This window comes from Sulfitobacter maritimus, assembly GCF_013346665.1.
GTDB lineage: Bacteria > Pseudomonadota > Alphaproteobacteria > Rhodobacterales > Rhodobacteraceae > Sulfitobacter > Sulfitobacter maritimus.
On record NZ_JABVBB010000022.1, the window covers coordinates 88915 to 115549 of the forward strand.

Annotated in this window: 29 protein-coding genes; 17 read left to right on the forward strand and 12 right to left on the reverse strand. The window is 62.4% G+C overall.

Annotated elements, in window-relative coordinates; genetic code table 11:
- Window positions 1-4: 4 nt before the first annotated feature.
- Window positions 5-1345 carry a FliI/YscN family ATPase gene (locus tag HTT03_RS06635; protein ID WP_174859092.1) on the forward strand — a complete coding sequence of 447 codons (1341 nt, stop codon included), beginning with the start codon at window positions 5-7 and terminating at the stop codon, window positions 1343-1345.
- A 6-nt stretch (window positions 1346-1351) separates the two neighbouring features.
- Here HTT03_RS06635 and HTT03_RS06640 read toward each other — a convergent pair whose 3' ends face one another.
- The 6 genes from HTT03_RS06640 to HTT03_RS06665 all read right to left on the reverse strand — a co-directional run bounded on the left by HTT03_RS06640 (window position 1352) and on the right by HTT03_RS06665 (window position 6694).
- Window positions 1352-2500, reverse strand: coding sequence for a lytic murein transglycosylase (locus tag HTT03_RS06640; RefSeq protein WP_174859093.1), 1149 nt, complete (start codon window positions 2498-2500; stop codon window positions 1352-1354).
- 106 nt (window positions 2501-2606) lie between these two features.
- Entirely contained in the window at window positions 2607-3062 is a 456-nt protein-coding gene (locus tag HTT03_RS06645; RefSeq protein ID WP_174859094.1) for a CreA family protein, read from the reverse strand.
- A 12-nt stretch (window positions 3063-3074) separates the two neighbouring features.
- Window positions 3075-4850 (reverse strand): SulP family inorganic anion transporter, encoded by a 1776-nt coding sequence (locus HTT03_RS06650; RefSeq protein WP_174859095.1) that lies wholly within the window; start codon window positions 4848-4850, stop codon window positions 3075-3077.
- A 53-nt stretch (window positions 4851-4903) separates the two neighbouring features.
- Window positions 4904-5821, reverse strand: coding sequence for an MBL fold metallo-hydrolase (locus HTT03_RS06655; RefSeq protein WP_174859096.1), 918 nt, complete (start codon window positions 5819-5821; stop codon window positions 4904-4906).
- The gene (locus HTT03_RS06660) at window positions 5818-6258 is read right to left on the reverse strand and encodes a YeeE/YedE family protein (protein WP_174859097.1); all 441 of its coding nucleotides are present in this window, start codon (window positions 6256-6258) and stop codon (window positions 5818-5820) included. The genes HTT03_RS06655 and HTT03_RS06660 overlap by 4 nt, the downstream gene beginning before the upstream one ends.
- Before the next feature lies 1 nt (window position 6259).
- Window positions 6260-6694: a YeeE/YedE family protein gene (locus tag HTT03_RS06665; RefSeq protein ID WP_174859098.1), complete on the reverse strand. Its 435-nt coding sequence runs from the start codon at window positions 6692-6694 to the stop codon at window positions 6260-6262.
- Between the two features lie 101 nt (window positions 6695-6795).
- On the opposite strand from HTT03_RS06665, the gene HTT03_RS06670 reads away from it, so the two are divergent.
- Complete coding sequence (locus HTT03_RS06670; RefSeq protein WP_174859099.1) at window positions 6796-7101, forward strand: ArsR/SmtB family transcription factor; 306 nt, start codon at window positions 6796-6798, stop codon at window positions 7099-7101.
- A 56-nt stretch (window positions 7102-7157) separates the two neighbouring features.
- Here the strand turns inward: HTT03_RS06670 and HTT03_RS06675 are convergent, their stop codons facing one another.
- Both HTT03_RS06675 and HTT03_RS06680 read right to left on the reverse strand, forming a co-directional pair.
- Window positions 7158-7622 (reverse strand): protein tyrosine phosphatase family protein, encoded by a 465-nt coding sequence (locus HTT03_RS06675; RefSeq protein WP_174859100.1) that lies wholly within the window; start codon window positions 7620-7622, stop codon window positions 7158-7160.
- Between the two features lie 3 nt (window positions 7623-7625).
- Window positions 7626-9017: an MBL fold metallo-hydrolase gene (locus tag HTT03_RS06680; RefSeq protein ID WP_174859101.1), complete on the reverse strand. Its 1392-nt coding sequence runs from the start codon at window positions 9015-9017 to the stop codon at window positions 7626-7628.
- Window positions 9018-9221: 204 nt separating this feature from the next.
- Between HTT03_RS06680 and HTT03_RS06685 the strand changes: the two genes are divergently transcribed.
- The 5 genes from HTT03_RS06685 to tolA are packed head-to-tail and all read left to right on the forward strand — an operon-like array spanning window position 9222 to window position 12045.
- On the forward strand, window positions 9222-9665 hold the full coding sequence (locus HTT03_RS06685) for a hypothetical protein (protein ID WP_174859102.1): 444 nt from the start codon (window positions 9222-9224) through the stop codon (window positions 9663-9665).
- On the forward strand, window positions 9665-10318 hold the full coding sequence (locus HTT03_RS06690) for a MotA/TolQ/ExbB proton channel family protein (protein WP_174859103.1): 654 nt from the start codon (window positions 9665-9667) through the stop codon (window positions 10316-10318). Before HTT03_RS06685 ends, HTT03_RS06690 begins: the two co-directional genes overlap by 1 nt.
- Window positions 10311-10688, forward strand: a complete 378-nt coding sequence (locus HTT03_RS06695) for a biopolymer transporter ExbD (RefSeq protein WP_174859104.1) — start codon at window positions 10311-10313, stop codon at window positions 10686-10688. Before HTT03_RS06690 ends, HTT03_RS06695 begins: the two co-directional genes overlap by 8 nt.
- Before the next feature lie 2 nt (window positions 10689-10690).
- A complete protein-coding gene (locus HTT03_RS06700) occupies window positions 10691-11080 on the forward strand; it encodes an ExbD/TolR family protein (protein WP_174859105.1) in 390 nt (129 codons plus the stop codon).
- On the forward strand, window positions 11077-12045 hold the full coding sequence (tolA, locus tag HTT03_RS06705) for a cell envelope integrity protein TolA (RefSeq protein ID WP_174859106.1): 969 nt from the start codon (window positions 11077-11079) through the stop codon (window positions 12043-12045). The genes HTT03_RS06700 and tolA overlap by 4 nt, the downstream gene beginning before the upstream one ends.
- A gap of 8 nt (window positions 12046-12053) precedes the next feature.
- Here the strand turns inward: tolA and HTT03_RS06710 are convergent, their stop codons facing one another.
- Window positions 12054-13388 (reverse strand): aspartate aminotransferase family protein, encoded by a 1335-nt coding sequence (locus tag HTT03_RS06710; protein WP_174859107.1) that lies wholly within the window; start codon window positions 13386-13388, stop codon window positions 12054-12056.
- A gap of 222 nt (window positions 13389-13610) precedes the next feature.
- Here HTT03_RS06710 and gap point away from each other — a divergent pair, with 222 nt between their 5' ends.
- Window positions 13611-14612, forward strand: coding sequence for a type I glyceraldehyde-3-phosphate dehydrogenase (gene gap, locus HTT03_RS06715; protein WP_174859108.1), 1002 nt, complete (start codon window positions 13611-13613; stop codon window positions 14610-14612).
- An 80-nt stretch (window positions 14613-14692) separates the two neighbouring features.
- Here the strand turns inward: gap and HTT03_RS06720 are convergent, their stop codons facing one another.
- A complete protein-coding gene (locus tag HTT03_RS06720) occupies window positions 14693-15220 on the reverse strand; it encodes a winged helix DNA-binding protein (RefSeq protein ID WP_174859109.1) in 528 nt (175 codons plus the stop codon).
- Between the two features lie 207 nt (window positions 15221-15427).
- Between HTT03_RS06720 and HTT03_RS06725 the strand changes: the two genes are divergently transcribed.
- Complete coding sequence (locus HTT03_RS06725; protein WP_174859110.1) at window positions 15428-16507, forward strand: Hint domain-containing protein; 1080 nt, start codon at window positions 15428-15430, stop codon at window positions 16505-16507.
- Between the two features lie 124 nt (window positions 16508-16631).
- Here HTT03_RS06725 and HTT03_RS06730 read toward each other — a convergent pair whose 3' ends face one another.
- Entirely contained in the window at window positions 16632-17201 is a 570-nt protein-coding gene (locus HTT03_RS06730; RefSeq protein WP_174859111.1) for a TlpA disulfide reductase family protein, read from the reverse strand.
- A gap of 23 nt (window positions 17202-17224) precedes the next feature.
- Here HTT03_RS06730 and argH point away from each other — a divergent pair, with 23 nt between their 5' ends.
- From argH to HTT03_RS06755, 5 genes are all read left to right on the forward strand, one after another.
- Window positions 17225-18616: an argininosuccinate lyase gene (gene argH / locus HTT03_RS06735; RefSeq protein WP_174859112.1), complete on the forward strand. Its 1392-nt coding sequence runs from the start codon at window positions 17225-17227 to the stop codon at window positions 18614-18616.
- Window positions 18613-18792, forward strand: coding sequence for a hypothetical protein (locus HTT03_RS06740; protein WP_174859113.1), 180 nt, complete (start codon window positions 18613-18615; stop codon window positions 18790-18792). Before argH ends, HTT03_RS06740 begins: the two co-directional genes overlap by 4 nt.
- 141 nt (window positions 18793-18933) lie before the next feature.
- Entirely contained in the window at window positions 18934-19251 is a 318-nt protein-coding gene (locus HTT03_RS06745) for a DUF2834 domain-containing protein (protein WP_174859114.1), read from the forward strand.
- A gap of 28 nt (window positions 19252-19279) precedes the next feature.
- Window positions 19280-20545: a diaminopimelate decarboxylase gene (lysA, locus tag HTT03_RS06750; RefSeq protein ID WP_174859115.1), complete on the forward strand. Its 1266-nt coding sequence runs from the start codon at window positions 19280-19282 to the stop codon at window positions 20543-20545.
- 35 nt (window positions 20546-20580) lie between these two features.
- On the forward strand, window positions 20581-23127 hold the full coding sequence (locus HTT03_RS06755; RefSeq protein WP_174859116.1) for a DUF4175 domain-containing protein: 2547 nt from the start codon (window positions 20581-20583) through the stop codon (window positions 23125-23127).
- A 6-nt stretch (window positions 23128-23133) separates the two neighbouring features.
- Here HTT03_RS06755 and HTT03_RS06760 read toward each other — a convergent pair whose 3' ends face one another.
- Window positions 23134-24090, reverse strand: coding sequence for a zinc-ribbon domain-containing protein (locus HTT03_RS06760; protein WP_174859117.1), 957 nt, complete (start codon window positions 24088-24090; stop codon window positions 23134-23136).
- 177 nt (window positions 24091-24267) lie between these two features.
- On the opposite strand from HTT03_RS06760, the gene HTT03_RS06765 reads away from it, so the two are divergent.
- From HTT03_RS06765 to HTT03_RS06775, 3 genes are read left to right on the forward strand one after another with little or no spacing between them, the layout of a single operon-like run.
- Window positions 24268-24945, forward strand: a complete 678-nt coding sequence (locus tag HTT03_RS06765; protein ID WP_174859118.1) for an ATP-binding cassette domain-containing protein — start codon at window positions 24268-24270, stop codon at window positions 24943-24945.
- Entirely contained in the window at window positions 24942-25850 is a 909-nt protein-coding gene (locus HTT03_RS06770; RefSeq protein ID WP_174859119.1) for an FtsX-like permease family protein, read from the forward strand. Before HTT03_RS06765 ends, HTT03_RS06770 begins: the two co-directional genes overlap by 4 nt.
- Window positions 25847-26596: a lysophospholipid acyltransferase family protein gene (locus tag HTT03_RS06775; protein WP_174859120.1), complete on the forward strand. Its 750-nt coding sequence runs from the start codon at window positions 25847-25849 to the stop codon at window positions 26594-26596. Before HTT03_RS06770 ends, HTT03_RS06775 begins: the two co-directional genes overlap by 4 nt.
- Window positions 26597-26635: the final 39 nt, after the last annotated feature.

Sequence of the window (26635 nt, forward strand, 5' to 3'; positions counted from 1 at the left end):
ATCCATGCAGACACTCTTTTCCGAGCTGACAAGCTTTGCCCGCGAGGCGGGGGAGGCTGAGATCACCGGCGAAGTGCGTGCGATCACTGGCATCACGCTGACCGCCGTGGGGCTGGAGCGGGTGCTGGGCATCGGCGAGCGGTGCATCGTGCATGGCTCCGACGGGCCGGTCCATGCCGAGGTGGTGGGGATCGGGACGCAAGGCACCGAACTGCTCCCTTTCGGCTCATGGCGCGGGGTGGCGGCGGGCGACCGGGTTGAGGTCGCGATTGGCCGTGATGTGATCCGCCCCGACGAAAGCTGGAAGGGCCGTGTGATCAGTGCCTCTGCCGCGCCGCTCGACGGCAAGGGGCATCTCGCTGAAGGCACCCAGCCGCGCCCCCTGCGGGCAAGTCCCCCGGGCGCTTTCGATCGCAAACGCATCGGCCCGAAACTCGCGACTCATGTGCGGGCGTTGGACGTTTTCACCCCGCTCTGCCAAGGCCAGCGCCTCGGCATCTTTGCAGGCTCCGGCGTGGGGAAGTCCACGCTGATGGCCATGCTGGCACGCTATACAGAGTGTGATGTGGTGGTTATGGCGCTTGTCGGTGAACGGGGCCGCGAGGTGCAGGACTTCATCGCGTCAGACCTCGGCCCCGAAGGCATGGAGAAGGCCGTTCTCGTCGTCGCCACCGGGGATGAGCCACCGCTCACCCGCCGCCAAGCTGCATGGACGGCCATGGCTGTAGCGGAGCATTTCCGTGATCAGGGCCAGCATGTGCTGCTGTTGATGGACAGCGTCACCCGCTTTGCCATGGCGCAGAGGGAGATCGGCCTTGCGTCACGCGAACCGCCCACCGCTAAGGGCTACCCACCTACCGTCTTTTCCGAACTGCCGCAAATGCTGGAACGCGCGGGGCCCGGCCCGGTGGGCAAGGGCGACATCACCGCGATCTTCACGGTGCTGGTGGACGGGGACGACATGAACGACCCCATCGCAGACGCCGTACGCGGCATCACCGACGGACACATCGTGCTCGACCGCCGCATCGCAGAAAAGGGGCGCTACCCGGCGATTGACCTGCTCGCCAGCGTCTCGCGGACGTTGCCGGATTGTCACAGTGATGTCGAATATACGCTGCTCACGGCGGCCCATAAGGCGCTCGCGGCGCATGCCGACATGGAAGAATTGATCCGGATCGGCGCCTACCGCAGCGGCAGCAACCCTGAGTTGGACCGCGCCATCGCCTTTGCTGGCCCCTGCGAGACGTTCCTCGGCCAGCGCAAGTCCGACCACACCCCACCCGCGACCGCATTTGCAGAGATCGCGGGCATGTTGGACCGCGCCGGGATCAGCCCCGGCTAAGCCCGGTCAGCGCAGGCGGCGCAGCAGGTCAATCGAAGGCTCACCCGTTGCGGGCAGGCCGACGCTCTGCTGATAGGCGCTGATTGCCTTACGGCTATTCGGCCCGATCACCCCATCGGCGCCGTCGGTGTCAAAACCGCGCGCGGTCAGGCGACGCTGCAACTCCATCCGGTCGTCCTTGGTCAGCCCATTGGCATCGGGCGGGAAGCTGCCACGCAGCGGGCCGCCTCCGGCGATCCGATCCGCCAGATGGCCTACGCCAATCGCATAGCTGTCGGAGTTGTTGTAGCGCTTTAACGCGTTGAAATTGCGGGTCACGACGAACTTCGGCCCGCCCGGTTGCGGCTGCAGGATCGACCCCGCACTGGCCGGCATATCGCCCAACTCGCCGCCCCATTTCAGCCCCTTCTGCCAGCCATTGCGTGCCAGATAGGCGGCTGTGGACGCCAGCGCGTCAGTCGGATCATCCGACCAAATGTCGCGCCGTCCGTCACCGTTAAAATCAACCGCGAAGGCTTGGTAAGACGTCGGGATAAACTGCGTATGCCCCATTGCCCCGGCCCAAGAGCCGGTCAAGCCGCCCGCGCTCACATCGCCGTTTTGCAAAATCTTCAGCGCCGCAACTAACTGCTTTTCAAAGAACGCCCCGCGCCGCCCGTCATAGGCCAGTGTCGAGGTGGCCGAGACCACCGGCACATTCCCACGCCGCTCGCCAAAGAAACTTTCAAGCCCCCAGACCGCCGCGACGATCTCTGCCGCCACGCCATAGCGCGCCTCAATCGCGGTGAGCGTGCTGCGGTGTCGCGCAAAAGCCGCGCGGCCCTTGGAGACTCGCTCATCAGACGCCGCAATGGCAAGATAGTCTTCGAGCGAGCGTTTGAATTCTGTCTGATTTCGGTCGCGTCTGACAACGCCGGGCAAATACCCGGCTCCGCGAAAACCTTGCGCAAGCGTGTTGGCAGAAATGCCCTGTGCTGCTGCGCGTGATTTAAACGCCGCAACCCATGCGTCATAGCCCGCGTTTGGCACGGGCCGCAAATCGTCTGCCAATCCCGCAGCGGCGGCAGACCCCAGCACACCGCCACCTGTCGAGCAGGCCGAAGTCAGCCCGAGCGCTGCAAGTCCGAATGCGAATGTTCTGCGTGAATGTCTCATGAAACCTGCCTGTGCTACGTCGTTGCGTTTTTCGCAGCATATCGCAGGCCCACCGCCCGGCAAGGCGACTTTGCAGTGATGGCGAGGCTTTGCCGAAGATTGGGCGTTATTGTCCGGGGGTATAAAGCGGCACGGTAGACATCGACATTTTCGCCGAACCGTCCTGCACCCGCTGGCTGTGGCTGATATAGATCAAGGTATTGTTCTTTCGATCGAAAATTCGCTTCACCCGCAGCGTTTTGAAGATGATCGAGCGGCGCTCGCTAAAGACATTCTCGCCTTCGTCGTCCATCTCAATATCGCCGATCTCTATCGGTCCGGTTTGACGGCAAGAGATAGAGGAGTTCGACGGGTCTTCAAACCAGTTGCCCTTTTGGAACCGATCAATCAATCCGCGCTCGAAATAGGCTAGGTGACAGGTCACGCCCTTAACCTTGGGATCAGCCACGGCTTCGACAACGATATCATTGCCCAGCCAATCAACATCGACGTTGCCGACTTGCTCGGCAGCGGATGTGGTGGCGATCAGACTGGTGGCGAGGGCGGTGAGGGTGCGTTTCATCTTCATGTCAGCCTAACGCGCCGGGGGCGGGGCGGTTCCGGTCTTGCTTACGATATTGCCAGCCGCATCATCCTCCTTCGCCAAAGCGCAAACCGCCGCGTGCTGGCTCAGGAACACCTCGCCTGTTAGCTCATCAAGGAAATGACTGCGTTGCAGACGGTCCATAACCGGACCTTTGACCTCGCTCAGATGCAGACGAATGTCGGCATCCTTCAGCCGCGTATTAATCGCTTCCAGCGACTCCAGCGCAGAAAGGTCGATCTCATTCACCGCCGGGAACATCAGCACGACATCCGTCAGCTCTGGTTTTTCGGCAGCGAAACGGCCCAGCTGATCTTCCAAAAAGCGGGCGTTGGGGAAATAGAGGCTCTCATCCACCCGCAGCGACAGCACATGTGGCTGGGTCTCGACCTCATGGCGCAGCACATTGCGGAAATGCTCGGTCCCCGGCACCCGGCCCACAACCGCCATATGCGGGCGCGAGGTTTTGTAAAGATGCACAAGGATGGAGGTAATCACCCCCGCACTCACCCCCGCTTCGACACCAAAGATCAGCGTGAGGAGGATCGTCACGCTCACGGCAGCGAAATCCGCATGGCTGAACGCCCAAGCGCGTTTGAGGATGGAGAAATCGACAAGGCTCAACACCGCGACAATGATCGTGGCGGCCAATGTTGCCTTGGGCAGGAAGTAGATCAGCGGCGTCAGAAACAGCGCAGCAAGCGCCAGCCCCACAGCGGTAAAAGCACCCGCAGCCGGTGTCTCTGCGCCCGCATCAAAGTTCACCACCGAGCGTGAAAACCCCCCGGTGACCGGGAAACCCCCGGTAAAGGCCGCGCCAAGGTTGGCGCTGCCCAACCCGATCAACTCCTGATCCGGGTCAATCCGCTGCCGTTTCTTGGCCGCCAAGGTCTGCGCGACCGAGATGCTTTCGACAAAGCCGATGATCGAGATCAGCAAAGCAGGCACGAAAAGCTGCGACAGCAGGTCGGGGGAGAAGGAGGGCAGGGTCAGCGGCGGCAGGCTTTGTGGCACTTCGCCTACAATCGCGACGCCCTTTGCGCCGAGATCGAAGGCCCAGACTGCCAGCGTCGTGCCAACAATCGCCAACACCGGCCCCATCTTGGCTCCGATATCCGCCATCCGCGGCCCCAGCCCGATACGCCTTAACAAAGGTTTCGACCCACCCCGCACCCAAAACAAAAAGCCTGTCGCAGAAACGCCCAGCAGGACGGTGATCAGATTAACCTCCCCCAGATGCTCCCAAAGGCTAGCGATGATCTGCGGCAGCGTATGCCCCTCCGCCTCGATCCCCAGTATGTGCCGCAGCTGGCTCGCGGCGATCAGAATACCGGATGCGGTGATGAAGCCTGCAATGACCGGATGCGACAGGAAGTTCGCCAAGAACCCCAACCGGAAGAGCCCCAGAGCCAGCAACATCGCGCCCGACAGGAACGCCAGTGTCAGCGCCGCCGTCACATAGCCTGCCGTGCCGCTCTCGGCGATATTGCCCACCGCAGCCGCCGTCATCAATGACACTACCGCAACCGGCCCCACCGCCAGCGCCCGACTGGTGCCAAAAATCGCATAGAGCACAATGGGCGCGATGGATGCATAAATCCCGGCCTCAGGTGGCATCCCTGCCAACAGCGCATAGGCCAGCGACTGTGGGATCAGCATGATCGTCACGATCACCGCCGCGACCATGTCGCCAGTGAACTGGCCACGGTCATAGCGCCGTCCCCAGTCAAGGATCGGCAGGTATTGCGCAAGCGGGGGCAGGGTCATGTGGGGTGTCCGTCTAACAAATTGGGCAGCCCCGAAGGGCCGCCCGGTCAAGCTCAATCGAACCGGTTAACCGGCAGCTTCAGATAGTGATGGCCGTCATCCTCTGCCGCAGGCAAGCGCCCGCCGCGCAGGTTGATCTGCAAGGCTGCAAGGATTCGGTTCGGGAGTGATAACGTCGCATCGCGGGTCTGGCGGCGCTCGATAAAGTCCTCGCGCTGGGTGCCATCCTTCACGTGAATGTTGTTCGCCCTGTGCTCATCAACAGTGGCTTCCCACATCGGCTCTTTGCGCTCTTTGGTGCCGTAGTCGTGGCCGATATAAAGGCGCGTGTTGCCGGGCAGGGCGAGAATGTCTTGGATCGAATCCCAAAGCTCCGTCGTCTTGCCGCCGGGAAAGTCCGAGCGCGACGTGCCTGCATCTGGTTGCATCAACGTGTCATGCACAAAGGCCGCATCGCCACAAACATAGGAAATCGAGCCCAACGTGTGGCCGGGCGACAGCATCACTTTGACGTCCAACTCTCCAATCTTAAAGACCTCGCCTTCTTCAAACAGGTGGTCGAAATCCCGATCCGGATCGAACGCATTGGGCAGATTGTAAAGATCGGCCCAAATCTTGGCGATCTGCGGCACCAAGGCGCCGATCGCATTGGGCGCGCCTGTCCGCTCTTTTAGATGGGCCGAGGCCATGACGTGATCCGCGTGGGGGTGTGTGTCCAGCACCCATTGCACAGTCAGCCCGTTATCCTCCACCAAAGCCAGCACCTGATCCATGCTTTCGGTCGAGAAGCGGTAGTTTTTAGGGTCAAAGTTCCAGACCACATCAATCAGCGCAGCCTGCTTGGTGGCAGGATCGGCGCAGACATATTGGATCGACCCGGTGTCCGGCTCGTAAATGCCCCAGACATCAGGACTGCCCGCGCCGGTGGACGGGGAATGACGGACAATGGGAGAGTTCAGCGGATCGCTCATGATGCGGCTCCTTTCGCGTTTGGGGTGATGTCAGGCGTATGACGCGCGGCCCACATGCCGATGAGCATGAAAGGGACGAAGATCAGCGTGCCGGTCGCCGCAACAGGCAATGAGGTCAGCGCGGGGCCGGGGCAGAAACCGCCCAACCCCCAGCCAATGCCAAAGATGGCTGCACCGGTCAGCAGCTTCGGCTCTAGATCGGTGCGGGTCGGCACCCGGAACTTGCTGTCAAAAAGTGGCGTCTGCCGGTTGCGGAACAGCAGCGCAAAGCCGGGCGCAGTCACAGCAATGGCGCCGCCCATGACAAAGGCAAGACTTGGATCCCAAGTGCCAAAGACGTCAAGAAAGTTGAGGACCTTCGCCGGGTTTGCCATGCCTGAGACAATCAGACCAAGCCCAAAGATCAGGCCAGAGAGGAGTGCAAAAAGCTGTTTCATATCAAGCTCCGATCAAATGACGCATGACGAAAACCGTGGCAAAGGCCGTCACCATAAAGGTCACAGTTGCCACGATGGACCGCGCCGAGCCACGGCTGATCCCGCAGACCCCATGGCCCGAGGTGCAGCCATTGCCATAGCTCGCGCCAAAGCCGACGAGCAGACCCGCAAGGGCCATCAAGGCCGGGCTAGACGGCACCCATTGCTCTGGCCATCCGCCTGACACCAGCAACCACAACGGCGCGGCCAAGAGTAACCCGAGCACGAAAAGGGCCGAGACACCGCGTGCCTCAGTGTCACTGCTGCGGGTAAAGATTTTGGCCGTCAGGCCGCTGATGCCCGCGATGCGTCCGTTGGTGGCCATCAGCAACACTGCCGACGCCCCGATCATCATGCCGCCGCCGAGCGACAGCCAAGGGGTAAATTCGGTTTCCATTTCTCATCTCCATGATGCGCCCGTGGCATGTTTCGAGCGGGCCTTGTATGCCTCTGTCTGAAACTATATATTCAAGGTGCGTAATATTCAATGGACGTAATATGAAAAACGCAGACGACTTTCTTGAAGGCGATATCGCAGCCGCTGCCGCATTGATGACCATGCTGGCCTCAGAAGCGCGTTTGCAGATCCTTTGCCGTTTGTTGGACGGGGAAAGATCAGTAGGGGACTTGGCCGAAGTCTGCGGGGTGTCGCAATCCACCATGTCGCAGCAGTTAAAAAAGCTGAAAGAGGCCGGCATGGTCGAAGGCCGCCGCGCCGGACAGACGATCTTTTACAGCATAAAGGGCCATGAGGCCGCCGCTGTGCTGGAAACGCTGCACGGTCTCTACTGCGCTCGGCCCTGAAAAAGCACGTCCGGTATATCCGGACGCGCCAGAGGTGGGCCATTCGCAGCGCTCCTTCAGACGTTCGCCTTGTCATCCGCATAGGATTTGACGAACTGGCCGATCTTCTCTTGTGTCAGATCAATGCCGCGTGCTTTGCCTTCCTGCAGCGCGGTCTCACCGTCCCATCCTTTGTCCGCAGCCAGCGCCATCAGCGTCATCGCGCCCGCACGTTTGCCCGAGGCACAGTGCAGAAAGACCGGTTGCGGCAGGTCGTCCAACGCGCGACGGAAATCATCAACCAAAGCTGCGTTCAGACTGTCAGCGGTCACCGGGTGATGAAGATAGTTCAGCCCCAAACGCTCTGCCTGTTGCCGTTCTTCGTCCGGGCTGAGCGCGCCTTTCTCGCCCTCGGCCTGAAAGTTCACCACAGATTTCACCCCCGCTGAGGCTGTCTGTTTCAGCGCCTCGGTATCCGGGGTGAACAGGGCGACCGTGTGGTTAGGGTCAATCGTCGCGATCTTTTGCGTATCGTCTGTCATGGGTTACTCTCCTTTTTGGGCGGGATAGCCAGCGGCAGTCCAAGCCTTCCAACTGCCCGGCACGCTGCGAATGTCAGTGAAGCCATGGGCCCGCAGAAGGCTCGCCGCGATGCTGGCGCGAAACCCGCTCGCACAATAGGTGGCGTAGGGCGCAGATTTGTCGAGGGTATCCAGCTCGTCGCGCAACGCGCCCAAAAACGCATGGGTCGCGCCGGGGATATGGCCGCTCTCCCATTCATCCGGTTTGCGCACATCCAGCGGCGTGACGTCTTTCGCGTCCTTCAGGTCATGCACTGACATCTGCGGGATCTGCGCCAAACCGCGCCCGGCCTCACGCCAAGCGCCGATGCCGCCGGCAAGGTAGCCGCCAAACTTCGTGAACCCCGTCCGCCAGAGCAGGCGCAGCGCGTCATCTACCTCTGCGTCCGACTCTGTCACAAGATAGAGGGGCCGTTCCGGGTCCAACAACCAGCCCGCCCAGACCGACAATTCGGGCCGCAGGCCGATGTTCAGGCTGCCGCTGATATGGCCGCCGCCAAACCCCATCATATCGCGCAGGTCCAACAATTGCGCGCCGTCCTCGGCCACCTTGGCAAAGGCATCCACTGTCATCGGCGGAATGCGTGGCAGGTTGCGCAGCACCTCCGGCCCCTTTGCATTCACCTTTTTCATACGCGGGTAATGCGAGGGCACCGGCGGCGCGTCGTTCAGCATGGTGTCCTTAAATTCATCGAGGTCTTCGATCTTGGCATAGCTGTTAAATCGCCGTTCATAACCGATGGTTGAAGACATCCGGTCGCCGATATTTGGCCCACAGGCCGACCCCGCGCCATGGCAGGGGTAAATGATCACATCATCCGGCAGCGCCATGAACACATCACGCACGGTGTGGAACAACTTTTCGGTCAACTCTTCGGTCTCATCATCGCCCAACAGATCAGGCCGCCCCACGCTGTCGACGAAAAACGCATCGCCCGACAGAACACCCCAGGGCGTGTCCTTGTCGCCGTCATAGAGCATATAAGACATGTGTTCCGGCGTGTGACCGGGGGTGAAGCGCGCCTTCATTCGCATCCCGCCAAAGGTAAACTCATCCCCATCGCGCACGGCTTCGTGGTCAAACCCATACTCCGCCCTGCCCTCGGTCGAGACGTAAAGTTTAGCCTGACTACCCAAACGGTCCACCAATTCCCGCGCGCCGCTCAAGAAGTCAGCGTGGATATGGGTCTCAAACACATGGGTGATCGCCATACCAAAGCGCCGGGCGGTTTCGATATAGATGCCCACATCCGGGCGCGGATCGACAACAGCGCAGGTATGGGTGGCGTCGTCTCCGAGCAGATAGGAGCATTCGGCCACGCCATCGGCGAGGATTTGTTCAAATCGCAGGGTCATGTCGTCCTCCTTTGCCGGGGAAACAATAGGGATGGCGTGGGAGTTCCGGCATTGCGCCGCCGCAAAGCGCATTTTCTTTTACCTGACTAATAAGGTCGGGATTGCGAAGTGCTTTTCCTTTTGTTAGGCACCCGCCATAGATTTCATACGGAGCGCACCTACCATTCCCGCGCCCCGCCTTTCGAAACGCTCAGGGAGCCACCAATGTCGCATTCTCGTCTCGCCGCCCTTGTGGCTTTGCCCGTCCTGCTTGCCCAAGGCGCTTTTGCCGAAGCTGCGGTTGATGAAACGCCCGCCCCCGCAGGGCTTCAGGTCGAGTTGAACGCTGCCGAAACGACGGACGCGAACTGCACACTCACCTTTCTGATCACCAACACGCTCGACACGCCGTTGGAAAAGGCAGTCTATGAAACCGTGCTTTTCGACCAAAACGGCACTGTTGACCGGCTGACCCTGTTCGATTTCGGCACGCTCCCTGTGGGCCGCCCCCGCGTGCGCCAATTCGTTGTGCCGCAAACCACCTGTGAGAACTTGGGCCGCATCCTCTTTAACGGCGCACAGACCTGCGCGGGCGAGGGGGTTGACGCTGGCATCTGCGAAAGCGATTTGAGCCTGACATCCCGCACCGAGATTGAGGTGCTGGGCTAATGGATCAACTGACCGATCTGCTCGCCCCTCTGCGCGATATCGCTCAAACCGGGGGACCGGTCGTCGTCATCCTGATGGTCGTGGCAGTCCTGACCCTTGCGGTTGCGCTCTACAAAACATGGCAATTCCGCGCCGCCGCCGTGGGCCGCCACAAGGCGCTGTCGCAGGCTGTCACCGCATGGGAGCAAGGCGACAAGCCACAGGCAGAGGCCGCGTTGCGCCGCTCCAAAAGCTACCTTGTTCCAGTGGTCCGCATGGCGATGACCACCCCCGATGCCGGACAGGCCCGTCTGCAAGCCGAGGCCGAATTGCGGTTTGCCAAGCTTGAACGCGGCTTCCGCCTGCTCGATTCCGTCGCACAACTCGCCCCGCTGCTTGGCCTTTTCGGCACCGTTCTGGGCATGATCGAAGCCTTTCGCGCGCTGCAAGACGCAGGTTCCCAGGTCGATCCGTCGATCCTTGCGGGCGGCATTTGGGTGGCGCTGCTGACCACCGCCGTGGGGCTGGTCGTCGCGATGCCCACCGCGCTGGTGCTGAGTTGGCTGGAACAGCGCATGGAAAACGAACGGGTCATCGCAGACAAAGCCATCCTGACCGTGCTGCACCCCGGCCAAACCCCCGCCGCGCCACGGGCCGAGGCTGCCCATGGCTAGGCCACGCCGCCGGCGCAACCGCCTGTCGATGACCTCACTAATCGACGTGATTTTCCTTTTGCTGTTGTTTTTTATGCTGACCTCGACCTTCTCCAAGTTCAGCGAGATTGAACTCACGGCGGCGACCTCTGGTGCGGGCGCGACAGCGGATACGAAACCCTATTTTATGCAGTTGGGCGCCAACAGCCTGCGGTTGAACGGCGAGGCGCTGGCGCTGACCAATCTGACCGACAGCGCCTTGGCCGAAGCCAAAGACGGCACCCCCTTGCTGATCTCGCTCGCCGACGCTGTCGAAAGCCAGCGGCTGGCCGACCTGCTCATCGCCCTGCGCGCTTTCCCTGCGCTGCGCGTCACGGTTCTGGAGAGCTAAGGATGCGCCCGCTCGCCAAACGCAAAGCGCAACGCGAACCGACCATTGCGCTGATCAACATCGTCTTTCTGATGCTCGTGTTTTTCATGGTCGCAGGCACCCTCGCGCAGCCGCTTGACCCTGACCTTAAGTTGATCGAGACCCAAGACCTCGAAGGCCGTGCGCCGCCCGATGCTTTGGTCGTGCATCCAGACGGACGTCTGACTCATGCTGCACAGGACATCGCCAGCGCTGTCGATTTCTTGGCATCACTGGACGAAGACTCTCGCGCCGCCGTGCGCCTGCTGCCGGACCGGGCGCTGCCTGCGAAGACGCTCGTCCGGCTGACCCGCGAGTTGCGTGCTGCCGGGGCAGGGCGGGTGTTGCTGGTCACGCAAAGGGCGCTGCAATGATCCCCGGCTCGAACCTTGTGAAACTGCTCTCGCTCGGCCTTGCCGCCGGGGTGGTTCTGGGCGCGTCCCAGTGGCTACAGCCCGACAACAGCGCCAAGATCGCAGGCGGGGGCGCGCCTGCCGCCGCACAGCTTGGCACCCGGTTTGAGGATATGTCCGCCGGTACGCTCACCGCCCAGCCGGTGGAGGAGATCACGCCAACGCCCCCGGCAGAGACCACGGCGCTGAAAGCCGAAGCACCCGCGCCGCTCGCCCCGGCCCAACCGGTCGAACCCCTGCAATCCACGCAGCCCGCGCCAACCGCCGCGCCAAAGGCAGAGATCATCGCCGCCGCGCCAAAGGCAGAGGCCATCGTCGCCGCACCCCCCGCCGTGACTGCAAGCGAAACGCCCGTCCTGCCCCCCGTCACGCCACAACCAGCCCCGACAGAGACCGCCAGCGCCCCGCCCAGCGAGACGCTCACGGCCGAGCCCGAGGACACCCCCGCACCGCGCCTGTCGCAACGCCCCCAACGTCGCGATCCGGTGCGCGCTGCCGAAGCGGCTCAAAAAGCCAAACCCAAGCCTGCGCCCAAGCCAAAACCAAAACAAACCGCCCGTGGCAACGCCAAGCGCAACAACACCCAAGGCGCGCAAGCCGCCACGCGGGCGGGCAATGCCACCCAATCCGGCGCTCGGAAACAAGCCGCCGCGCCCTCGGGCAATGCAGCGGCCAGCAACTACCCCGGTCAGGTCATGGCCCGCATCGCCCGCGCGGGCAAACCCCGCGTGCGCTCGCGCGGCACTGCCGTCATTGCTTTTTCCGTGGGCAACACTGGCCAGCTTGCGCGGGCCAGCGTGGCCCGCAGTTCCGGCTCCTCGGCGCTTGATCAAGCGGCCTTGGCTTTGATCCGCAAAGCCGCACCTTTCCCGCGCCCGCCCGCCGGGGCGCAGCGCTCTTTTTCGATCCGTATCAAGGGGCGCTAGGGCAGGGGTCAGCCTTCTGAGATGACCTTGTCGACCGCGTCACCCAGCATCTGCACGATCTGGTCAATCTCCTGCGGGGTTGAGGTGAAGGCCGGGGCCAACAACACATGATCCCCTGCCGTGCCATCGGCGCAGCCCTGCGACGGATAGCAGATCATCCCCGCCTGCATAGCCGCCCGCTGAACCTTGCCTGCAACATTGCGCGACACGTCAAAAGGCGTCTTCCCGTCCCGTTCGGCCACCAACTCAATCGACCAAAAGAGCCCGCGTCCACGAATGTCACCGACATGGGGGTGCTGGCCAAACCGTGCCTGCAATGCTGCCTCCAGTTGCGCCCCGCGCTCCCGCACGGCGCCCAGCAGATCCCGCCGCTCAACCTCTTGCAAAACCGCGAGCGCTCCCGCCGTGGCCACGGCGTGCGACATATAGGTATGGCCGTTCCACAGGCTGCCACTGCCTGCCAAGATCGCATCAATCACGCGCTCGCGGGCCATCACCGCCGCGATCGGCTGATAGCCCGCGCCCAGCCCCTTGGCCATCGTGGTAATGTCTGCACAGATGCCCTCTTGTTCCAGAGCAAACAGGCTCCCCGTCCGGCCCATGCCGCACATGACTTCATCCGCGATCAGCAAGACGCCGTGGCGGTCACAGATCTCGCGCACCCGCTTGAAATAGCCTTCGGGCGCAGGTTGCGAGCCGAGCGACGCACCGACAACCGGCTCTGCCACAAAGGCCGCGACAGTCTCTGGCCCAAGCGCCAAGATCCGCGCCTCCAACTGCTCCGCCAATCGCTGCGCAAAATCTGCCTCGCTCTCCCCCGCGTGCTGGAGACGATACGCATAGGCCGCATCGATATGCTCTACATCCATCAACATCGGCGCAAAGGGCGCCCGCCGCCCCGCATGGCCGCCCACCGCCAGCGCACCGAGCGTATTGCCGTGATAGCTCGGCTTGCGCGCGATGATCTTTGCCCGCGCCGCATCGCCCCGTTCCAGATGATACTGCCGCGCCAGCTTCAGCGCCGCCTCCATCGCTTCCGACCCGCTGCCCAGATACATGACCCGGCCTTCGCCTGTTCCCTCAGGAGCATGGGCAATCAGATAATCGGCCAAATCCTCGGCAGGTGGATTGGTGAACAGGCCCGTGTGTGCAAAGGCAAGCTTGTCCAGCTGCGCGGCAATCGCCTGACGCACGGCGGCATTGTCATGGCCAAGGCTCGACACAGCCGCGCCCCCGCAAGCATCAAGATAGCGCATCCCCTTGTCATCAATAAGGTAATTTCCCTCACCTTTGACGATGACAGGCTGCGTGGCGCGCAGGTTACGGTGCAGTACATGGCTCATCGAAGAATCCGATCTTTAAAGTCGTCCCAATTTACCGCCCTTCACACGAACCGCCAGCGTAATCATCAGCGTTCAGCAGAACTGCGCAATCCGCGCCCACCATAGCCCCACTTAGCGCATAGCCCCCATATCAGCGGTTGATTTCTCATTAAATCACCCTATGTTGCACCCATATGTTAGCGCTAACCAAGCTGCCCGTTGACCGGGCCGTCGGAGGATACAATGACCACGAAAATCGCCATCAACGGCTTCGGCCGCATCGGTCGCTGCGTATTACGCGCTCTGGTGGAGAACGGCTTTGACGGTCTCGAAGTCGTTGCGATCAACGACCTCGCCGACGCGGAGAACCTGCTGCATCTTCTGAAATACGATTCCGTCCATGGCCGTCTGACGGTGGACGCCGAGCTAAAAGACGACAGGCTGCACATTGCCGGGCAGAAAATCCGTATGACCGCCGAGCGCGACCCGGCCAAACTGCCTTGGGATGACGTTGATATCGTCTATGAATGCACCGGCTTTTTCACCGCCCGCGATGCGGCGGCCAAACATCTTGAGAACGGCAGCAAACGCGTGCTCATTTCCGCCCCCGGCAAGGGTGTCGACCGCACTGTGGTCTATGGGGTTAACCATCAAGAGCTGACCGCTGAGGATGTGATCGTTTCCAATGCCTCCTGCACCACCAACTGCCTCGCGCCGGTGGCCAAGGTGCTTGACGATACCTTCGGGATCGAGACCGGCTATATGACCACGATCCACGCCTATACCGGCGACCAGCCCACCCATGACAGCCCCCACCGCGACCCTTACCGGGGCCGGGCTGCGGCACTTTCCATGGTGCCGACTTCCACCGGTGCTGCTGCTGCGATTTCTCAGGTGATTCCGCATCTCAAAGGCCGTCTCGAAGGGTCTGCCGTGCGCGTGCCGACTGCCAATGTCTCGCTGGTGGATCTGTGCATCATGCCCGCCAAACCTGCGACAGCCGAAGCGGTGAATGGTGCGATTGCAAAGGCGGCGCAAGGTGCGCTGAAAGGCGTGTTGGCAACCGAATCCGCGCCGCTGGTTTCCAGTGATTTCAACCACGATCCTCATTCATCGATCTTTGCGCCCGATCAGACTCGCGTGACAGATGGCGGAATGATCCGCGTGGTCAGTTGGTATGACAATGAATGGGGCTTCTCAAACCGAATGAACGACACGGCCCGCGCCATGGCGGCGCTTCTCTAACCCGCTCTGGCTTCAGCCTTTTAGAGAGCGGGGCCCGCGCCCCCTTCGGTCGGATCGCGCAAGCGATCCGACCGTCGTCCTTACAGCGACGCCGCCGCGCGGCTCGCCTGATCATACTGCCCCGACATCGCCCTAAGCTGCGCTGCAATCCGGCGCAGTTCCTCGCCTGAGATATCGGTGCGCGGCAGCCCGTCTAAAAAACACGCCTGCCGGATCGCGCGGTAGGCGTCGCAAAGCTCGGCCCCGGCCTCTGACGTGCGATAGAACACCTCCTTGCCGCGCTTTTCAGCCGACAGCAGTTCGGCCTTTACCAATTTGCGCAGCGCATAGTTCACCGTATGCGTGTCTTCGATGTTGAGCAGAAAACAAATGTCGGTCAGCCGCTTTTCCCGACCACGGTGATTGGCGTTGTGCAACACCAAGATTTCCAGCGGCGTCAGATCGCCATTCCCCGCCGCCGCCATGCAGCGCGACATCCAGCGGGTAAAAGCGTTATAGGCGATGATCATCCCGTATTCGAGTTCGGACGCCTCCCATCCTTCGCCCTCGGCCAAGTGACGGGACGAGACGATGCGCCGGGACGGGCGGGGGGTGTCGGGGTCGGACATGGGCAGCCTCCGGCAGTTTGATGCAACAACGTTACCAAGACGCTGGCGTTTTACAAGCGTCGCGGGTCCGCACGGTGCAAATCCTCTTAATCCGGGAGCAAAATCAAATTGCAACAGATTGAAAACACGCGCTCTGCCTGTCTTCCGCGATGCCCTGTGCGCTGCTAGGTTTATGGTAATAAAAAACGTAAGGCAGGCAGAGCAAAAATGAAAACGGGCTTTCGAGGCACGTTTGTCATAAGCTGGTCGCAAACAGAGATCGACGGTCTTGAGGCCGCGCCGCTCTTGGCGCTTGAGGTGGGGTCAGCTTGGGCGTGGCGCGGCGATGTCATCCGCGTGGATGGCCCGACCGACGTGTTGCGGCTGGACCAGGCAGACGAGGCCGCAGAACTGCGCAAACGCGCGGCACGTATGGTGGATCGCTTGATTGGCGCAACCTTGGAAGAGGCTGGCCATCTGTCCCCCAAGGTCCGCGCCGCGCGTGATGATATACCCTTAATGAAGAACAGCTTTCTCGTCACGGACGGGGCCTGCTCCTATACCGTGACAGTGATTGACGCAGGCCAGGGGCGTCAGCCGTATCTGATGTTCATCGACGAAATGCCGCCGCGCAATACCGACCTTTGGGTGGTACGCCATACGCTGGGCCAGTGGCCTATGGCTGGTGCGGCGCAGCCGGGAGCAGAGGCGGGGGTGATCTGTTTTACCCCCGGCACCCGCCTGCGCACGCCGCGCGGCCTTGCCCTGATCGAAGACCTGCGCGAAGGCGATTTCCTCCAGACCAAAGACAATGGGGCGCAACCGATTGATTGGATCGGTCGTCGTCATATGTCCGGCGCGCGGTTCCATGCCCTGCCGCACCTGCGTCCGGTGCGGTTCCGGGCGGGGGCCTTGGGTCATATGATTCCCGATAGCGGTCTTGTCGTCTCGCCCGAGCATCGCATTCTGCTGGGCGGGGCCAAGGCGCGGGAATTGTTCTGCACGGATGAGGTTTTGGTATCGGCCAAAGATCTGGTCAACCACAGCACGGTGACGGTGGATATGGGCTTGCGCGGGATGACCTATATCCATGTCATGATGGACCGCCATCAGGTGATCTGGGCCAATGGGGTGGAGACAGAGAGCTTCCATCCTGCCTCCGCCCCGTTGGATGCGCTGGCCGAGCCAGACCGGCTGCGGCTATTGCGAGCCTATCCCGATCTGGCGATTGACCCCCACAGCTATGGCAGCTTTGCGCGGCGGAACTTGTCGGCGTCCGAAGCGGCGATTTTGCAGCACGCCGCATAAGTCATCACCGCCGCTACCGACCACGATCGGCGGCGCAGACCCGCGAGCGGGCCACGCCGCAGGCATGCTTACAGCATGACGCTGCCCGGCTTTCGGCCAAGCGGGACATTCAGGTGGGGGGAGCTTACCCTTCGGCCTGATCCCCAATCAGTGCAGCCACAATCGCCCGCGCACTTTCAGAATCCCATTCCGCATCCCCCTGCAACCGTGCAATCTCGCGGCCTTCCCGGTCCAGCAGCACGGTAATGGGCAGGCCAAAGATGCCCATCTGGCTGGCCAGCTTTTGCTTTGGGTCTTGGTGACGCGGCAGGCTGTCGACGCCCGCTTCTGCAAAGAACCGCTTGATCCCCTCGGGCGAGTTGCGCCCCGTCGCGATGGTCAGCACCTGAAAGTCATCGCCGCCAAATTCCTTTTGCAACGCGTTCAACTGCGGCATTTCCTTGCGGCAGGGCGCGCACCACGTGGCCCAGAAGTTGACCAGCACATATTTGCCCTCAAAGTCCGCCAGCGTCATCGGCGTGCTGTCGTCCTCACGCTCAAATGTCGCATCAGAGGTGGCTTGGGGTGCATCGTGGATCACGAGTTTCTTCATGTCCCCGTCGCGCAGCCCGGCAATGTCAGCCGTTCCGGCAAGGGCGGGGTTTGCACCTGCGACAAGCAGCGTATAAACGAAGCCGAGCACGAGATTTTTCATACGTCCCTCCAAGGGTATTCAACATGACCGACACGACCTCGAACAAGATGTGGGGTGGCCGTTTTGCCGCCGGACCGGACGCGATCATGGAGGCGATTAACGCCTCGATCGGGTTCGACAAACGGATGGCCGCGCAAGACATCAAAGGGTCGCGTGCCCATGCCGCCATGCTGGCAGCCACAGGCATCCTGACTGATAGCGATGCTGAAGCCATACGGGAAGGGCTTCTCACAATCTTGTCAGAGATCGAAGAGGGCCGGTTCGAGTTCTCCGCTGCGCTGGAAGACATCCACATGAACGTCGAAGCGCGGCTGAAAGAGCTGATCGGTGAGCCCGCAGGCCGCCTACACACGGGTCGAAGCCGCAATGACCAAGTCGCTACGGATTTCAAACTCTGGGTGCGCGACCAGTTGGACGCCGCTGATGAGGGTCTGCAAGCGCTGATCCGCGCGCTTTTGTCTCAGGCTGAAGCGGGAGCCGATTGGGTGATGCCCGGGTTCACTCATCTGCAAACCGCCCAGCCCGTGACATGGGGCCATCACATGATGGCCTATGTCGAGATGTTTGGCCGCGACCTGTCGCGCTTCCGCGATGCGCGCAAACGGATGAACGAATGTCCCCTGGGCGCGGCGGCACTTGCTGGCACCTCCTTCCCAATTGACCGCGAGATGACGGCAGAGGCGCTCGGCTTTGACCGCCCCGCCGCGAATTCCCTCGACGCCGTGAGCGACCGCGACTTCGCGTTGGAATTCATGTCGGCGGCCAGCATCTGCGCGATGCACCTGTCGCGCTTCGCCGAAGAACTGGTGATCTGGTCGTCGGCGCAGTTCCGCTTCGTGGCGCTGTCGGACCGTTTCTCGACCGGCTCCTCGATCATGCCGCAAAAGAAAAACCCCGATGCCGCCGAGCTGATCCGCGCCAAAGTGGGCCGCATTTTTGGCGCGAACACCGCGCTGATGATGGTGATGAAGGGCTTGCCGCTGGCCTATTCCAAGGACATGCAGGAAGACAAAGAACAGGTCTTTGACGCTGCCGACAACCTGATGCTCGCGCTGGCCGCGATGACCGGGATGGTAGGCGACATGACCGCCGAACGTGAGAACCTCGCCGCTGCGGCAGGCTCCGGTTTCTCCACCGCCACCGATCTGGCCGATTGGCTGGTACGCGTGCCGAACCTGCCCTTCCGCGACGCGCATCACGTGACCGGCACATTGGTTGCCATGGCCGAGAAGCAGGGTTGCGATCTGCCCGACCTCACGCTGAAGCAGATGCAGTCGGTCCATGGCGAGATCACTAAGGACGTTTTCGATGTGCTTGGCGTCGATAATTCGGTAAACTCGCGCATGTCTTACGGCGGCACCGCCCCTGCGCAGGTGCGTGCTCAAGTCACGCGTTGGAAGGAAATCCTGAAGTGAAACGCAGCCTCGCGATCCTCTCTCTGCTGACCCTCGCCGCCTGCGGAGCGGATGGCGAGCCAGTGCGGCCCACCGCCAGCACGAGCGTCACCATGTCCTCTTCTGGCGTTGCAGTTGGCACGACGCTTGGCGTGGCACGCGGTCCCTTTTCAGTCGCCTTGGGAATAGGCGGTTGAGAGGCACGGCGGTCCTTCTGAGCCTTTTGGTGCTGGCGGCTTGCACGCCCCCGGCGCCGCAACAGGACAGGCCCCCGGCACCTGCGCCGGGTATTAGCCTTTCGGGCTACGCCACCGTCGGCGTGGCCAAGACATTCTGAGATGTCGCCGCTCCGGATGCTCTACCTCGCCCTTGCACTCTGGGGCGCGATCCATCCGATGTATTACTTCGTCACGTGGTTCAACGCAGAGGGCTGGAGCCTGAGCACCATGGTCGATGCGTGGCATGCCAATGCCGCCGCCAGCGGGCTGGTCTGGGATCTGACCATCGCTGCCGTCACGCTCACCATTTGGATCATTGCTGAAGTCGCCGTGCGCCGCAATTTCCGCGCGCTGATTGCCATTCCCGCCACGTTCTGTATTGGGGTGAGCTGTGGCCTGCCGCTCTATCTGTTCCTGCGGACAGCGCCAATCAAATAGAGCCGGGACGACATAGGGCGACGCGCAGATGGATCATTTTCTCTATAAAGACGGTGTCTTGCACGCCGAGGATGTAAGCTTGGCCGAGATCGCCGCCGCTGTCGGCACGCCGGTCTATGTCTATTCCACGGCCACGCTGCTGCGGCATTTCCACCTGTTTGATGACGCGCTTTCGGGGATGGATCATCTGGTCTGCTACGCGATGAAGGCCAATTCTAACCAAGCCGTGTTGCGCACGCTGGCGCAGGCCGGGGCGGGGATGGATGTCGTCTCGGGCGGGGAATACCGCCGGGCCAAAGCAGCCGGGGTGCCGGGCGACAAGATCGTTTTCTCAGGCGTGGGCAAGACCCGCGCGGAGATGGAACTGGCACTGACGGGGGGCATTCGGCAGTTCAATGTCGAAAGCGAACCGGAGATGATCCTGCTCGATCAAGTCGCGCGGGAGCTGGGCAAAGTCGCACCAATCACCATCCGTGTGAACCCGGATGTGGACGCCAAGACCCATGCAAAGATCGCCACCGGCAAGAGCGAGAACAAGTTCGGCATCCCCATCGCCCGCGCCCGCGAGGTCTATGCCATGGCGGCTAAGCTGCCGGGGTTGGAAATCGTCGGCATCGACGTGCATATCGGTAGCCAATTGACCGATCTTGCCCCCTTTGAGCAGGCCTATACCAAAGTGGCGGAACTGACCGAGGTGCTACGCGCCGATGGGCACAACATCCGGCGGTTGGACTTGGGCGGCGGTCTGGGCATTCCTTATGAACGCTCCAATACCGCACCGCCACTGCCCACCGACTACGGCGCGATGGTCCAACGCGTGTTGGGGCATCTGGATTGCGAGGTCGAGATTGAGCCGGGGCGTCTGATTGCTGGCAACGCAGGCGTTTTGGTGAGCGAGGTGATCTATCTCAAATCCGGCGAAGGGCGTGATTTCCTGATCCTTGATGCCGCGATGAACGATCTGATCCGGCCCGCGATGTATGATGCGTGGCATGACATCGTGCCGCTGAATGAGCCTGCACCGGGGGGCGAGCCGCGCCCGGTGGATATTGTCGGGCCGGTCTGCGAGTCGGGCGATACGTTTGCCAAACAGCGCATGATGCCAGCGCTTGGGTCCGGCGATCTGGTGGCGTTCCGCTCGGCCGGGGCCTATGGCGCGGTGATGAGCAGCGAGTATAATTCGCGGCCCCTGATCCCTGAAGTTTTGGTTAATGGCGATCAATTCGCGGTTATCCGCCCAAGGCCGAGCTTTGACGAAATGATAAACCGCGATACCATCCCTGAATGGCTCTGACGGCACCCCGCCGCTGGAGCGCAGGAGCGTGACCTATGCGGACATCCACTGACAGGACAGAAGGGCTGCGCGCGTTGCGTTGGCCGCTGCGGCTGACCTGGGCGGGGATGTTGGCAGAGACCTTGGTGCAGGCGTTCTGGCCGATGCTGACGCTTTGTCTGGCGGTGTTGGCGCTGCTAATGATGGGGGTGCAAGAGCGCCTCACTGGCACGCCGCTTTGGGCGGTGCTGACGCTGGTTGGTCTGTCGTTTCTTGGCACGGTGATCTTTGCGGTGCGGCGCTTTCGTGTGCCATCGCAGCAGGTGGCTTTGGCGCGGTTGGACGCCAGCCTGCCGGGGCGGCCGATCCGCGCGCTTCTGGACGATCAGGCGATTGGCGCGGGCGACGCGGCCTCTGCCGCCGTGTGGCAGGCCCATCAAAAGCGCATGGCAGAACGGGCGGCACAGGCGCAGCCGGTCAAGGGCGATCTGCGGGTGGCCAAGGCCGATCCTTATGCGCTGCGCTATGTGGCGTTGTTGGCCTTTGTCGTGGCCTTGGTTTTCGGCTCGGTCTGGCGGTTGGGGGAGGTGTCGCTGACCCCCGGCGGGACGGGCGCGGCGCTGGCCTCTGGCCCGGTCTGGGAAGGCTGGGCAGAACCGCCGCGCCATACCGGCAAACCGACGCTTTATCTGAATGACCTTGAGCCGGGACCGCTGTCGCTGCCAGCCGGAACGCTGATTACCCTGCGCCTTTATGGCGAATTGGGCGCGTTGTCGGTGGCAGAGACTGTTTCGGGCCGTGAAACGGAAGACGCGTCGGACCCGGCGCAGGATTTCACGCTGCGCCAAAGCGGGCGGATTGCGATTGAGGGGCCGGGGGCGCGGGCGTGGCAGGTGACGATGCTGCCAGACGCAGCACCACAGGTGACGCGCATGGGACCGCCAGAGGTCACGGCCTTGGGCGAGATGAGCTTGCCGTTTCAGGCGCGGGATGATTACGGGGTCGAGGCCGGAGAAGCGCGGATCAGCCTTGATCTGGCTGCGGTGGACCGGCGCTATGGCTTGACCGTCGATCCCGAGCAGCGGGCCGAGATCGTCGTGCCGCTGCCGATGCCCATTGCTGGGGGGCGGCAGCAGTTCGACGAAGCCTTGATCGAGAATTTCTCCAAACACCCTTGGGCCAACCTGCCGGTGTCGCTGCAACTCTCGGTGCTGGATGCGGCGGAACAGCAGGGCGTGACCGAAGTCAGCCAACTGACTCTGCCGGGGCGACGGTTTTTCGACCCGGCAGCGGCTGCGGTGATTGAAATGCGGCGCGATCTGCTGTGGTCGCGTAGCAATGCGCCGCGCATTGCGCAGGTGCTGCGGGCGGTGACCTATGCGCCGGGAGAGGACCTGCGCTCGGAAGTCATGCAACTGCGGCTGCGGCAATTGATCCGGCGGTTGGAACTGCGCGCCCGCTATGGGCTGGATGCGGAGGTGCAGGACGACATAGCCGAGGATATGTGGGGGCTGGCGATTGAACTGGAAGAGGGCGTCTTGGCCGATGCTTTGGCGCGGATGCGCCGGGCGCAGGATCGGCTGAACGAGGCGATGAAGAACGGCGCGTCGGATGCGGAGATTGCCGAGCTGATGGAAGAACTCCGCCGCGCCACCGAAGAGTACCTTAAGCAGTTGCAGCGCCAGCAGGCGCAAGAAGGCGAGGGCGAAGGCCAGCAGCCGCAGGGCGAGTCCATGCAGATGACGCAGGATGACCTGCAGCGCATGATGGACCGTATTCAGGAACTGATGGAACAGGGCCGCATGGCCGAGGCGGAACAGGCGCTGCGCGAGCTTCAAGAATTGATGGAAAACATGCGCGTCAGCCAAGGTCAGCCGGGCGAGGGCGAAGGCTCACCGGGCGATCAGGCGATGGAGGGGCTGTCAGACACGCTGCGCGAACAGCAGGGGTTGAGCGATCAAGCGTTTCGCGATCTTCAGGAACAGTACAACCCCGGCGCGAATGCGGGTGAGAATGAGGGCAATGAGGGCCGCGATGGCGGTCAGGGCCGTGGTGAGCGGCATGAGGGCCAGTCGGGTGCAGGCGACGCGCCGGGCGAGGAACCTGCGCCGCAGGGATTGGCGGAGCGTCAGCAAGCCCTGCGCGATGAGCTGCGCCGCCAAGAGAGCCGCTTGCCGGGGCAGGGCACGCCCGAAGGCGAGGCTGCCCGCGATGCTTTGGGGCGTGCGGGCGCGGCGATGGACCGGGCCGGAGAGGCGCTGCGGCGTGATGAATTGGCTGAGGCGATCGACAATCAGGCCCAAGCGATGGAAGCACTGCGCGAAGGAATGCGCTCCTTGGGCGAGGCGATGGAACAGGAACAACGTGAAGGCCAGCCGGGCCAAGGCACCGCCCAAGGTGACCGGCGGGCAGAAGCGCGTGATCCTCTGGGGCGCGAGCAGGGCGGGAATGGCGCTAATAGCAGCGATGCACCCTTGGCCCAAGGACCAGACGATCAGGGCCGCGCACGGCGCTTGCTCGATGAGATCCGCCGCCGTTCGGGCGAGGCAGGGCGCCCCGAATTAGAGCGCGATTACCTCAACCGGTTGTTGGATCGGTTTTAACTGCGATCAGCCCTGAGACTGGGTGGCCACCGTGTCGAGCCAGACCAGCAAATCCTGCAACTGACCGTCCAGCCAAAGCCGAGCGTCATCCATCATGGCGACATAGGACGACAGATAGGGATCGGCCTGCGGCAAAGACTGCGCAATCTGCGGCGCATAGACATAGATCAGCGACAAGACAGCCGCCAATGCTAGCATCAGGACAAAGCCGCGCATGAACCCCCCAGAGCTACGCTCCTTCTGTGGGGTGTCGAGCGCTGCGGTGGGCGTTGGTCCTGCGTTCTGGCCACGGTCATGGCGCAGGGTTGAATTGATCTCTTCGACATCAGGCAGCAACGCCCGGCGGGAGGCGGCGGGGGCTGCGGCTTCCGGGCCTGCGGGCTCAGGTTCACCGCGCATCCGGGCCATTCGCACGCGGGCTTCATGGGCGCGGCGCTCGGCCTCCGTGTCGGCGGTTGCGGTGTCCTCAGCCTGTGGCTGCTCTACCTCATCGGGCGTGGCCTGTTGCGGCGCTGGCTCTGATAGGCCATCATCTAGGCCAAGTTCAGGCTGGCTTTCCAAGGGGGCGGACTGGCGGCGGCGTGCTTCTTGCTCGGCGGCGGCCTCTTGGCGCAGGATCTCAGCCACGGCAGGGTCCAACTGGCGCCGCGCGGGGGGCGGTGTGGCAGGGGCGTCGGCCTCGGCCTTCAGATTGGGGAAGGGGTGCTCAGAAGACACATCCTCGTTTACGCCTGCAACGACATCTTCCGGCTCGTCATCTTCAAACTCATCCTCATCGCGGCTGCCCAAACTGGCCTCAAAAGCCGCTCGCTCCTCTGCGTCGTCCTCTTCGGGGGCGGTGTCGGGATGGTGCTGAAACCACGTTTGCCCGCAATTTGAACATTGCACATCGCGACCGCTCTTTGGCATCACCTCATCGGGGACTTCGTATTGCGCGTCGCAGTTCGGGCAGATCAGCCGCATGGTACTTCCTAGGGTTGTTCGAGCCTGACAGTATTCAGGGCTTCTGGATCGTCAACAAGCAGCATATGTCCTAGAATTACGTAGGAAAAGTGATATCTGGGCGGGGTGCCGGGTTCTGGGTGATTGAATCCTTCCCGGTGCTGAGGCACAACAGGTCGAAGTGTTTAGGATGGTGGCGTGATAGAGCTCGAAAATGTGGCTTACAGCTATGGCGGGGGCGAATTGCTGTCGGACATCACGCTGAAACTCGCCCCCGGTTCGTTTCATTTTCTGACCGGCCCTTCGGGCGCGGGCAAGACCACCTTGATGAAGCTTTGCTATGGGGCGCTTTTGCCCACGGCGGGGCATGTGCGCCTGTTCAACACCGATGTGCGCGAAATGGGCCGCGATGACATTGCCATGGTGCGGCGGCGCGTCGGCGTGGTGCATCAGGATGTCAAATTCCTCGACCATCTGCCGCTGACTGAGAATGTCGCCCTGCCGTTGAGCGTGGCAGGCCGTCATGCGGAAGCGGCTGGCACTGACCTCGAAGAGTTAATGTCTTGGGTCGGGCTGACCCACAGGGCAGGTGCGCTGCCGCCTGAGCTTTCGGGCGGGGAGCGGCAGCGGGCTGCCTTGGCGCGGGCCGTCATCATGTCGCCCGATGTCATCTTGGCGGACGAGCCGACGGGCAATATCGATTGGGAGATGTCTCAGCGTCTGCTGCACTTGCTGATAGAGTTGAACCGCATGGGCAAGACCGTCTTGATCGCCACCCATGATCTGGGCCTGATCCGCGCCACCAAAGCGCATGTGCAGGCGCGGGTGCTGCGCATTGCCAATCGGCGCATTCAATTGGCGGGGGCAGATCTGTGAAGCGGTTTGATCTAGGTATTCTGCGCGCGATTTTCAAAGGCGACAGGCAGGCTGACCGTGTCGTGCCACCTTCGGGTTTTACCGCGCAACTCACGCTTTTTGCGGCCGGGGCAATGGCCTTTCTGGCGGTCTTTGCTTTGGCGCTGTCGCTGGCCTCGGGCCGGTTGGCTAAGGTCTGGGGGCAGGAGTTGGCGCAATCCGCCACGGTGCGCATCGTGGCACCCTTGGACCAGCGTGCGGCACAGACCGAAGCGGCGCTGAAGGTGTTGGAAACGACCAAAGGCGTGGCCTCGGCCCGCGCTCTGACGGACGCAGAGCAAGAGGCGCTTTTGGCGCCGTGGTTCGGTCCGGAACTGGCGATCGACAGCCTGCCCGTGCCACGCTTGATTGAAGTGGTCGAAGAAGGCGCGGGGCTGGACCCGGTAGGCCTGCGCTTGCGCCTTTCGGCCGAGGTGCCGGGGGCCGTGCTGGACGACCACAGCCGTTGGCGTGCGCCGCTGGTCGCTGCCGCGAGCCGGTTGCGCTTGCTTGGCTGGCTGTCCACGCTGCTGATCGCCACTGCCGTGGGCGCGATGGTGACACTGGCAGCACAGGCGGCTCTGGCGGCCAATGCGCAGGTGATCGCGGTGCTGCGTCTGGTCGGCGCGAAAGACGACTATATCGCGCGCGCTTTCATTCGTCGCTTTACGCTGCGGGCCTTGCTCGGCTCTGCTGTTGGGACGGTTTTGGGCATGACGGCAGTGATCCTTTTGCCCGACGCGGGTGAGGCGGGCGGCTTTTTGACGGGGTTGGGCTTTGCCGGAGCAGATTGGCTGGTGCCTCTGCTGGTGCCTGTGCTGATCGGGGCCGTTGCCTTTATCGCCACCGGGGCCGCCGCGCGGCGTACCTTGAGGGAATTGACATGAAGCTGCTGCAATGGGTCCGGTCGATCATCTACATCGTGCAGGTGACCATCGCCATGCCGCTGATCGGTCTGGTCTTCGCGCCTTGGGCGATGTTCTCCAAACGCGGGGCCTATCGGGCCTGCAAGACCTATGCCGCTTGGGCGATGTGGTCTGCGCGTTGGCTGATCGGACTGCGCTGCGAAGTGCGTGGAAAGGTGCCGCAGGGCGAGGTTTTGGTGGCGGCGAAACACCAGTCGTTTCTCGATATTCTGATGATCTTTCATGCCCTGCCGCGGGCTAAGTTCATTATGAAACGCGAAGTGTTGTGGACCCCGGTTATCGGGCAATACGCCAAACGCATGGGCATGATCGCCGTCAACCGGGGCAAACGCGGGCAGGCGATCACCAAGATGATGGCCGATGTGCAATCCGGCCAGCGCGAGCCGGGGCAGATCGTGATCTACTCCCAAGGCACCCGCGTGGCACCCGGCCTGAGCGCGCCCTATAAGGTCGGCACGGCGGTGCTCTATGACCAGTTGGGGCAGGTTTGTGTACCAGCGGCGACCAATGCGGGCCATTTCTGGCCGCGTCGGGGGCTGTACCGTCGTCCGGGTTTGGCGGTGGTGGAGTTTTTGATGCCGATTGAGCCGGGATTGGAGAAGCGGACGTTCATGGCGCGGTTGGAGGAAGAGGTGGAGAGCCGTTCCGACGCGCTGCTGCGTGAGGCCGGGTGGCGACCTGAGAAGGCGTTGGACAGCTCACTGTAGTCCGCGCGGCCGCAGGCCGAGCAGCGTCATGCCAATGGC

Excerpts from the sequence above, each read along its gene's own strand:
- HTT03_RS06680 (WP_174859101.1), bottom strand. The coding sequence starts at position 9,017 with ATGACCCTGCGATTTGAACAAATCCTCGCCGATGGCGTGGCCGAATGC.
- HTT03_RS06760 (WP_174859117.1), bottom strand. The coding sequence starts at position 24,090 with ATGCGGCTGATCTGCCCGAACTGCGACGCGCAATACGAAGTCCCCGAT.
- HTT03_RS06655 (WP_174859096.1), bottom strand. The coding sequence starts at position 5,821 with ATGAGCGATCCGCTGAACTCTCCCATTGTCCGTCATTCCCCGTCCACC.
- HTT03_RS06645 (WP_174859094.1), bottom strand. The coding sequence starts at position 3,062 with ATGAAACGCACCCTCACCGCCCTCGCCACCAGTCTGATCGCCACCACA.
- tolA (WP_174859106.1), top strand. The coding sequence starts at position 11,077 with ATGATCCCCGGCTCGAACCTTGTGAAACTGCTCTCGCTCGGCCTTGCC.
- HTT03_RS06665 (WP_174859098.1), bottom strand. The coding sequence starts at position 6,694 with ATGGAAACCGAATTTACCCCTTGGCTGTCGCTCGGCGGCGGCATGATG.
- HTT03_RS06700 (WP_174859105.1), top strand. The coding sequence starts at position 10,691 with ATGCGCCCGCTCGCCAAACGCAAAGCGCAACGCGAACCGACCATTGCG.
- HTT03_RS06730 (WP_174859111.1), bottom strand. The coding sequence starts at position 17,201 with ATGAAAAATCTCGTGCTCGGCTTCGTTTATACGCTGCTTGTCGCAGGT.
- HTT03_RS06660 (WP_174859097.1), bottom strand. The coding sequence starts at position 6,258 with ATGAAACAGCTTTTTGCACTCCTCTCTGGCCTGATCTTTGGGCTTGGT.
- HTT03_RS06675 (WP_174859100.1), bottom strand. The coding sequence starts at position 7,622 with ATGACAGACGATACGCAAAAGATCGCGACGATTGACCCTAACCACACG.
- HTT03_RS06695 (WP_174859104.1), top strand. The coding sequence starts at position 10,311 with ATGGCTAGGCCACGCCGCCGGCGCAACCGCCTGTCGATGACCTCACTA.
- HTT03_RS06720 (WP_174859109.1), bottom strand. The coding sequence starts at position 15,220 with ATGTCCGACCCCGACACCCCCCGCCCGTCCCGGCGCATCGTCTCGTCC.
- HTT03_RS06670 (WP_174859099.1), top strand. The coding sequence starts at position 6,796 with ATGAAAAACGCAGACGACTTTCTTGAAGGCGATATCGCAGCCGCTGCC.
- lysA (WP_174859115.1), top strand. The coding sequence starts at position 19,280 with ATGGATCATTTTCTCTATAAAGACGGTGTCTTGCACGCCGAGGATGTA.
- HTT03_RS06685 (WP_174859102.1), top strand. The coding sequence starts at position 9,222 with ATGTCGCATTCTCGTCTCGCCGCCCTTGTGGCTTTGCCCGTCCTGCTT.
- HTT03_RS06640 (WP_174859093.1), bottom strand. The coding sequence starts at position 2,500 with ATGAGACATTCACGCAGAACATTCGCATTCGGACTTGCAGCGCTCGGG.
- HTT03_RS06635 (WP_174859092.1), top strand. The coding sequence starts at position 5 with ATGCAGACACTCTTTTCCGAGCTGACAAGCTTTGCCCGCGAGGCGGGG.
- HTT03_RS06745 (WP_174859114.1), top strand. The coding sequence starts at position 18,934 with ATGTCGCCGCTCCGGATGCTCTACCTCGCCCTTGCACTCTGGGGCGCG.
- HTT03_RS06690 (WP_174859103.1), top strand. The coding sequence starts at position 9,665 with ATGGATCAACTGACCGATCTGCTCGCCCCTCTGCGCGATATCGCTCAA.
- HTT03_RS06650 (WP_174859095.1), bottom strand. The coding sequence starts at position 4,850 with ATGACCCTGCCCCCGCTTGCGCAATACCTGCCGATCCTTGACTGGGGA.
- HTT03_RS06710 (WP_174859107.1), bottom strand. The coding sequence starts at position 13,388 with ATGAGCCATGTACTGCACCGTAACCTGCGCGCCACGCAGCCTGTCATC.
- gap (WP_174859108.1), top strand. The coding sequence starts at position 13,611 with ATGACCACGAAAATCGCCATCAACGGCTTCGGCCGCATCGGTCGCTGC.
- HTT03_RS06775 (WP_174859120.1), top strand. The coding sequence starts at position 25,847 with ATGAAGCTGCTGCAATGGGTCCGGTCGATCATCTACATCGTGCAGGTG.
- HTT03_RS06755 (WP_174859116.1), top strand. The coding sequence starts at position 20,581 with ATGCGGACATCCACTGACAGGACAGAAGGGCTGCGCGCGTTGCGTTGG.
- argH (WP_174859112.1), top strand. The coding sequence starts at position 17,225 with ATGACCGACACGACCTCGAACAAGATGTGGGGTGGCCGTTTTGCCGCC.
- HTT03_RS06725 (WP_174859110.1), top strand. The coding sequence starts at position 15,428 with ATGAAAACGGGCTTTCGAGGCACGTTTGTCATAAGCTGGTCGCAAACA.